Source organism: uncultured Allobaculum sp., from assembly GCF_948576815.1.
Lineage (GTDB): Bacteria > Bacillota_I > Bacilli_A > Erysipelotrichales > Erysipelotrichaceae > Allobaculum > Allobaculum fili.
In genome coordinates, this window is the sequence record NZ_CAPAEZ010000095.1 from 1 (window position 1) to 7,547 (window position 7,547).

At 51.8% G+C, this 7,547-nt stretch carries 4 protein-coding genes; all 4 read right to left on the bottom strand.

The genetic code is table 11. The features are described 5' to 3' along the window. Positions 1–280 precede the first annotated feature (280 nt). The 4 genes from Q2J39_RS10055 to Q2J39_RS10070 all read right to left on the bottom strand — a co-directional run bounded on the left by Q2J39_RS10055 (position 281) and on the right by Q2J39_RS10070 (position 7,463). Positions 281–5,578: a glycoside hydrolase family 2 TIM barrel-domain containing protein gene (locus Q2J39_RS10055; protein WP_288340546.1), complete on the bottom strand. Its 5,298-nt coding sequence runs from the start codon at positions 5,576–5,578 to the stop codon at positions 281–283. Between the two features lie 369 nt (positions 5,579–5,947). Next, positions 5,948–6,409: a hypothetical protein gene (locus Q2J39_RS10060; protein WP_230268167.1), complete on the bottom strand. Its 462-nt coding sequence runs from the start codon at positions 6,407–6,409 to the stop codon at positions 5,948–5,950. A 93-nt stretch (positions 6,410–6,502) separates the two neighbouring features. Continuing rightward, a complete protein-coding gene (locus tag Q2J39_RS10065; protein WP_288340542.1) occupies positions 6,503–6,883 on the bottom strand; it encodes a hypothetical protein in 381 nt (126 codons plus the stop codon). Further along, entirely contained in the window at positions 6,876–7,463 is a 588-nt protein-coding gene (locus tag Q2J39_RS10070) for an O-methyltransferase (RefSeq protein ID WP_288340539.1), read from the bottom strand. Before Q2J39_RS10070 ends, Q2J39_RS10065 begins: the two co-directional genes overlap by 8 nt. Positions 7,464–7,547 lie beyond the last annotated feature (84 nt).

A 7,547-nucleotide genomic window follows, 5' to 3' on the forward strand; every position in this document is an offset into this window, starting at 1 on the left:
TTATCCCAAGGAGGCGGTCGAGAAAATACCCGTCTTTTATTTGACGCTTACTTTTAAAACCGTGTGTCCGGCGTTTCCAGGCTGGCCGACAAAAAGAAGCCCCATATGTCCCTGAAAAGGGGCATACAGAGCTTCATAGAGGTCAATTGAGCTGGAATGACTTGTACTTGCATAGCTTAGGCGGTTTATAGCCAGGATCCGCGCGCTTTACGTGGGAATCACGACGTCATCGTCATAAGCATTCAGGCGGACTAGCCATCTGGCCGCTGTGCTGCTGCGCTTAGTCGAGATCTTCGAGCTTGGAAGCGACAGGTTTGAGACGAAGAGCGAGTACCGCGTTGTTGATTTCAGCGGCTTTCTCGTTGATCATCTGCTGCGTAGCGGTTCCAGCCAGAACCTGGCTGCGCAGGTCAGAAACCGTTGCGGCTGCGTTCTTGACTGCATTGGAAATTTCCTTGTAGTCCATTGCATGCGCGTTAGCTTCTGCAGCTTTGCCGGCTGCAAGTTCGAGATAGCTCAGATCCACATCGAGCGAAGCACGCTTGCTGGCATCAAGCCAGAGAACGGTACTCTCATTGTCTGCAGTAAGGCCGGTTTTCGCTTCATCAGCGCTCAGAGCCTTATTGAAGAGACGAACAGAGACGTACTTCGCATCGCCGATACGATCCGTGTTCTGCGGGTCGATGCCGATGCAAAGCTGCTGGGCTTCGTTTACCGAGCTTGCGATGTCTACCTGGCCGACATTCTTTGTCGTATGGAGTTCGCCATCGTAGTAGATGGAGAGCGTTCCTTCCGTGTAGTCATACATCGCGGTAATGCGGTGCTGCTTGCCGACGAAATTTGCCTGTTCTTCGCTGGTGAAAGCGGTGCTGTCGTTTGTGTCCGTCGCATACCAGCTGCTTCCGTTGGAAATGTGGAAGGAGAGGTTGGCATTCTGCTGACGGAGCGTGGTCAGATAGTCGCCTTTGGAAAGCAGAGTTTTCTGTCCGGACATGGTTGTCGGAATAATCACGGTTTCCATCGTCCAGGATTTGCCTGCCGCAAAGACAGGAGCAATCACGTCGTTGTGACCGAGATACGCGTAGCCGCCAAAGGCTTCGGTGCCGTCGGCTTCACGCGCGAATTTCATCGTATCTTCCAGAGGTACGTCGAGATGGTTTTTTGACTGGTCTTTCAGAACGCTGATTTTGCCTACGAAGGCTTCGACTTCCGCAACGATTCCGCTGACTTTGGTCTTGTTGTCTTCGGTGATCTTCGCTTTTACAGAATCTGGCAGAGCGTCGTATTCCGCTTTGAGCGCCTTAGCCTCGTCAAGCTGAGAAGCCTGAGCCGGCAGGAACGCGGTGATCTTTTCGTTCATCGCGTCTGCGGCGTTCTCAACGATATCTTCGGTGGTCAGAATCTGTGCGTTGTGGAACGTATGGTATTCGGTAGAAATGTCTTCTTTGGTTTTTGCGACTGGAACCAGAGTGAATTCCCACTCGTAAACCTGGTTTGGCAGACGGTATTCTGCGCGGGTGCCTTCCCCGCAGGTGGCGCCGCCGGTACCCTTGGATCCGTAGTTGATGCCGATTACGGTATCCTTCATCGGTGTCAGTTCGTACGGATGGCTGGCTGCGTTCATCTGTTCTGGGGTGAAGTGCAGAGCACTGGTCTGAACGGTGTTCTTAGCGACAACGAGCAGGTCGGTATCGCTGTTTGTCGAGGAGACGCGCATCCAGCGGGTGCCTGGATACATACCGGTGTCATCGACTTTGATGTACGGGTAGAAGTTTTCCGAAACGGTCTTGGAGAAGGTTGTCGCACGAGCGGATGTCATACGGTCAAGGAGCGTTTCATCCGGTCCGTCCGCATACCAGCTGACGTTTTCGTATCCTTCCGGAAGAATCATGTTCGAGCCGACCATGATGTAGTTGCCCATGGTGGTGTTTGTCGCATCGCTCTTCATGTGCATCGTTACGGCACCGCTGCCGTCGATCGTGTAGACGATGGTCACTTTCGCATCCTGCGCGCTTGGCAGAGTCAGAACGGCGGTAATGACGTTCTTGCCGTTTTCCACAACAGCTGTTACTTCCGCTGTGGCGTTATTCATGGCATTTCTCCAGTTGTGGTCGAAGATGGAATCGCCTTCGCGCTCATCGTTTTCGGTCAGGCAGCGCCAGAAGTTCGGTTTTGGACCTTCCTTAATGACAGTGTCATCGCCGTAAACGTAGTTGAGCATCTGACCGCTCGTCTTATCGATATCAAAGGAGAAGCCGTTTCCAGTAACGGTGAATTTGGTATCGTCCGGAGTAACCGTTACCGGGTTCGTATTGGCTGCTGCCTGATACTGTGCCTGGTCGGTTGGCAGAACAAACTGCGCGTAAGACAGTTCGTGGCCGGCTTTGGCCCAGTCGGTGTCGTTTTTCAGTTTTGCACGTACGTTGAGCAGATATTCGCATCCGTCCTTGAGCTCTGGGAGTTCATACGGAACGGAAATTTCCTGCGTTTCGCGTCCTTCAATGCTTGGTGTAACTACCGTTCCGCTCTTAACGACTTTGCCGTCTTCAAGAACTTCCCATTCCACATCGTATTCGTTGAAGTTAGCGAAGTTGTTTTCGTTGTAGACGGTGACTTTCTTGGACAGCAGCTGCATTTCCGTCGCGGTGAACCAAAGGTTCTGGTACTGGAATTTGACTTCGTTCAGTTCCGGCTGCGGGTCGCGGTTGGCGGAAACCAGACCGTTGGCGCAGAAGGAGTTGTCGTTTGGAACATCGCCCCAGTCGCCTCCGTACGCCAGGAAGTGTCCTTCGGCTTCCTCTGGATAAATGCCGGCATGCGCGCCTTCGGTACTGTAGTAATCCCAGACACTCGTATCCTTATCAGTCAGCTGTGTGGTTTCCTTGTCCGCATAGTCAACCCAGAGGACTACAGAGTCATCGCCTTTGCCGATGGCCGGCTCTGCGGAGTGCTGGCCTCTGACTTCGTCCGCCGTGAGGGCCTTGTTATAAATGCGGGCAATGGAAATGTCGCCGTTGACGCGGCGCAGATTGACTTCGGTCTGTGCGCCTACGCCCAGCTGGTAACTGGTGTTTTTGATGGTGATGTTGCCTGTGGACTTGGTGTCGCCGTATTTTTCTCCGTTGATGTACAGATTTACGGTGCCCTTATCGTAGGTCACGGTCAGATGCTGCCAGTTGTTGGCCCAGTTTTCCGGGATCGGCCAGGTTACGCTTCTCCAGGTACTGTCGTAAACGTAGAACTCAATCTGGTTGGACTTGTTCGTCTTGAGCGCTACCTGCGAGTCGCCCTTGGTCAGATACACATCATCGCTGGCCACGGATTTTGGCTTCACGTTGACTTCGAGCGTGAACGTACGGTCCGCGCCGCTGAGGGTTTCATCGATCTTATCGTTCTGGTCGATCAGAAGGTAGCCGCTGAAGGCTGCGCCGCCGTTGAGGGTTTTGCTGCCGTCCAGGCCGGTCTGCAGATCCTTCCGTTCACCTTCGGCTGTACCGGTGAGGTTATGCTGGGCTTCCTTGAAGTTCCAGCCAGCGAAGAAGTCGCTGAGGCTCTTGTAGCGCGACTGGTCTACCCAGTCCCAGACAAAGGCGCCGGCCATGTTGTCTGCGGAGCGGATGACATCCCAGTAGTCGGAAATGTGTCCGGTCGAGTTGCCCATCGAGTGAACGTACTCGGTCAGAACGTAAGGAATCTTGCCTTCGCCGGCATAGTACTTAATGCCGTCTACGCCAGTATACTGTTCGCCGTGCAGATCGCCGCCCATGTCAGGGCCGAACGATTCAAACAGAACCGGACGGGTCGGGTCTTCTTCCTTGAAATAGCGCATCGCATCGCGGAAGACGTAGTTGCCGTCGTCGAGTTTATACGGTCGTGCAGTTTCGTTTCCTAAAGACCACATCACGACGGACGGATTGTTTTTCAGACGTTCAAACGCCGTTTCTTCACGGTCCATGATGACGTTGTAGAATTTTGCTTTGTAGCGCGAGGCAATGCCAGACTCGCCGCCCAGCCAGCCGTCGGACATGAAGCAGTGGGATTCCACGTTTGTTTCGGCCATGATGTACAGGCCCCAGCGGTTAGCCAGCCAGTACAGGTAGTCGTCGTTGGAATAGTGAGAGGTACGGATCGCGTTGATGTTGTTCTGCTTCATCAGGCTCAGATCGGCTTCCACCGATTTCATCGGGGTGGCTTTGCCGTAAACCGGATCGGAGTCGTGACGGTCGGTACCTTTGAGCAGCAGATTTTCACCGTTGATCTTGATTGGATCCCACTTCGTCGTGGTGGTCCAGCCATCGTCATCGGTCTGGGTATGCGTGTATTCGATTTCGCGGAAACCAAGCTGTGTGGACAGCGTTTCGACAACATTTCCGTCGGCATCTTTCAGATGCAGAACGAGTGCATACAGGTTTGGATGTTCGGAACTCCAGAGTTTTGGATTGTTGACGCGGGAAGTAATCTGAACGATGCCTTCCTCGCCGGCGTTGACGGATACAGCCTGACTGATATCTGTGGCATTGGCCTGGATATTTGTGCCGTCTTCGTCATAAACGGCCAGATCCACGCTCCAGTTTTCAAGATTGGAAGTCGAAAGGTTGCGGACTTCCATCTTCACTTTCAGATCGGCGTTGGTGTACGTCGAATCGAGATCGGTTTCCACTTTGTAGTCCTTGATCTGGGCGAGCGGTGCGGAAGTCAGGAAGACGTCGCGGAAAATACCGCCGTCATAAATCATGTCCTGGTCTTCCATCCATACGGCGTCGGAAAATTTCAGAACTTTAACCGCCAGGAAGTTATCGCCTTCCTGCAGGTAATCGGTGATATCAAATTTGTGCGGCGAGAAAGTATCTTCGGAATAGCCGACTTCATGGCCGTTGACATACACGTAATACGCAGACTCAACGCCCTGGAAGTTAATGTACACGCGGCGGCTGTCATCGAGCATGCCTTTTTTGAGTGTGAAGTTTTTGCGGTACATGCCGACCGGATTGTAGTGGGTCGGAGCGGCAGGCGCCAGGTTTGGCGAGGTGCTGTCGCCGTATTTGGTCTGCCATGGAATGGTCTGGTTGGTGTAAATGGAGAAATCAAAACCCTGCATCGTCCAGGAACAGGGGATCGTAACGTCTTTCCATGCATCATTGGAGAACTCTTTACTGGTGAACCCGTTTGCGCCTTCAAATTTTTCGGCGGCTTCCGGATTCTGAACCACATTGAGCTGCCATGTCTCGTTGTCTCCTGTCAGCATCTGCATGTAGTCCGAATTTTCTCTGGCCTTGTATTCAAAGGCACTTTTTCGTGCGGATGCGTCGTCCTGGAACGGAACGATCATGGTCGAAGCATCTTCCCGATTCACGCCAAAGGTGTCGACATAGTTTTCAGTCTTGCCATCGACGGTGTAATCGGTACCGCTCCACTCCATCCCTGTGAATTTAGAAGCGGCAGGATCCTGTGTAACGGAATCGTTTGGCTTCAGATCGCTGGCTCGTTCGCCCTGAGCAGCAATCGGAGTCGCAGCCAGGAAAGCCTGCGCGGCTAAAACACCAGAGAGGAGCTGAGCAGTCAGTCTTCTCTTATTCATACTGTTTCAATCCTTTCTCTTTCCTCTTCTGCCGGTTCGGGCAGAATGAATCACTTAGATTATATTGGTCTTCACGGTGTCGATTCAATGTTTTTTGAAAGCACTTTCCTCTTTTTTTGATTCAGTTCAGTCCGTTTGGCGATTCGTACACGTGTTTTATTTTATATTCGCCGTGTATTTTAAAGGATTAGAATTTGTCAAGATCCATTTCTTTCTTTCTGTTGGAAACGCCCGTCTGCAGATGTTTGCTTTTGGGATACGAATTTGAGAACAGATCATCCGCATACAAAAAGGCTCTCGCTTTCCGGGCTGGTTCGTCCGTTGCGAGAGCCTTGTTTCTGTTGAATTGGATCTGATCCTTTTTTCAGATTATTCGAGGGCGTAGCCGATATACTCGACGCTGCGGCTGCTTAAAATCTTTTCGAGTTCCTCAACGAACTCCTGAATTTCCTGTTCGTCTTTCGGACCGCTGAGCGTAATGTCGAGAATCATGCCTTCGTGATCGTATGTGCTCGAATACCCGGCTGCGGCCAGCTGTTCCTGGACAGCCTGTACATCGTTGGGGCTTGCCATCAGGGATACGTTAATGATTTCGCCCTGATCGAGCGTGCCCAGCTGTTCAAAGTCTTCTTTCAGATAATCCGGTGCAGCATCTGTATTCGAGGAAACGAAATCGGTGGAAGAGGACGTTGGATCATCGCCCATCAGATAGGCGTCTAGCTCTTCCATCTCACGGTTGCGCCGTTCGAAGAAATACACAATGGCTGCGACGGCAGCGGCGATCGCCGCCAGAGCGGCCACAAATTTCAGAAACCTGTTGAGACCTTTCATGATTTACCCTTCTTTCTTCAGGCGGATTTTGGACAGCTCTAATCGGAAGCTGTACAGCAGCCTGCTTTCTTTTCCTCATAAGAGGAAGAGACTTTATTCTTCAGTGGATTTCGGCTTGTTTTCCGCTGGCGTTTCGGATTCGTGTTCCGGTGTCGTCGTTTCAGCCGTTACGGATTCGTCTGTAACCGGTACGGGTTCTTCTTCGGGAAGAATGGCAGGAAGAGACTGTTCTTCGTCTGTGCTCTCTTCTGCCGGTTCTGGCTTGGCGGTCTCTTCCGGTGCAGATTTTACTTCTGCGGTATCCGTCGGCGTTTCCTTCGCTGCGTCATCTGCGTCGGTTTCCGGAGTTTTCTGGATTTCGTAATCCCAGTCTTCCTCGTCCATAGCGCGGTCGTCTTCGTATTTCTTAATCAGACCGAGTACAAGCCCGGCTGCTGCGGCGACGGCACCAGTTTTCAATAAGAATTTAAGCATGTTTCCTCCTTGTGAGAGCGAGACCATCCCCGATGTTCAGAATGGTCGTTTCAAACTCCTCGTTGGTTTCAAGAAACTCCCAGTACGCCCGAAGTCTTCGAATCAGACCTTTCGTATGTCGATTATGCGTTCGTTCCGGATGTTCGACCAGGCCATGGAAAAACATGTTGTCGGTAATGATCAGACCATTCTCGGAAAGCAGCGGACTGTATTTCTCAAAAAAGCGTCTGTACTGGCTTTTGGCAGCATCGATAAAAATCAGATCAAATGTCTGGCCGCTCAGATCGACATATCGGGCGTCGCCTTCAATAAAGGTAATGCGATCTTTCTGTTCACTGGCTTCGATGTTTTTCCTGGCCTGGGCGGCCATTTCAGGATCCCGCTCAATCGTCATGACCTGAAGATCGGGGAGAATGCGGGCCGCTTCAATGGAAGTTCGGCCAATGGCGGTTCCAATTTCAAGAAAGGTCGAAGGACGGTATTCCAGAAGAATTTTCTCCAGCCATTCCATCGACTCGTCCATCAGAATCGGGATCTGATGGGCATGTCCATACTGCGTAAGCTGTTCAAACGTACTCATGGTTTTATGGTATCACAATTCATATTTCCGCTTTGTAAGTGTCAAACAATCGACGGGTATACGCGAGACTGAATATTAGATACG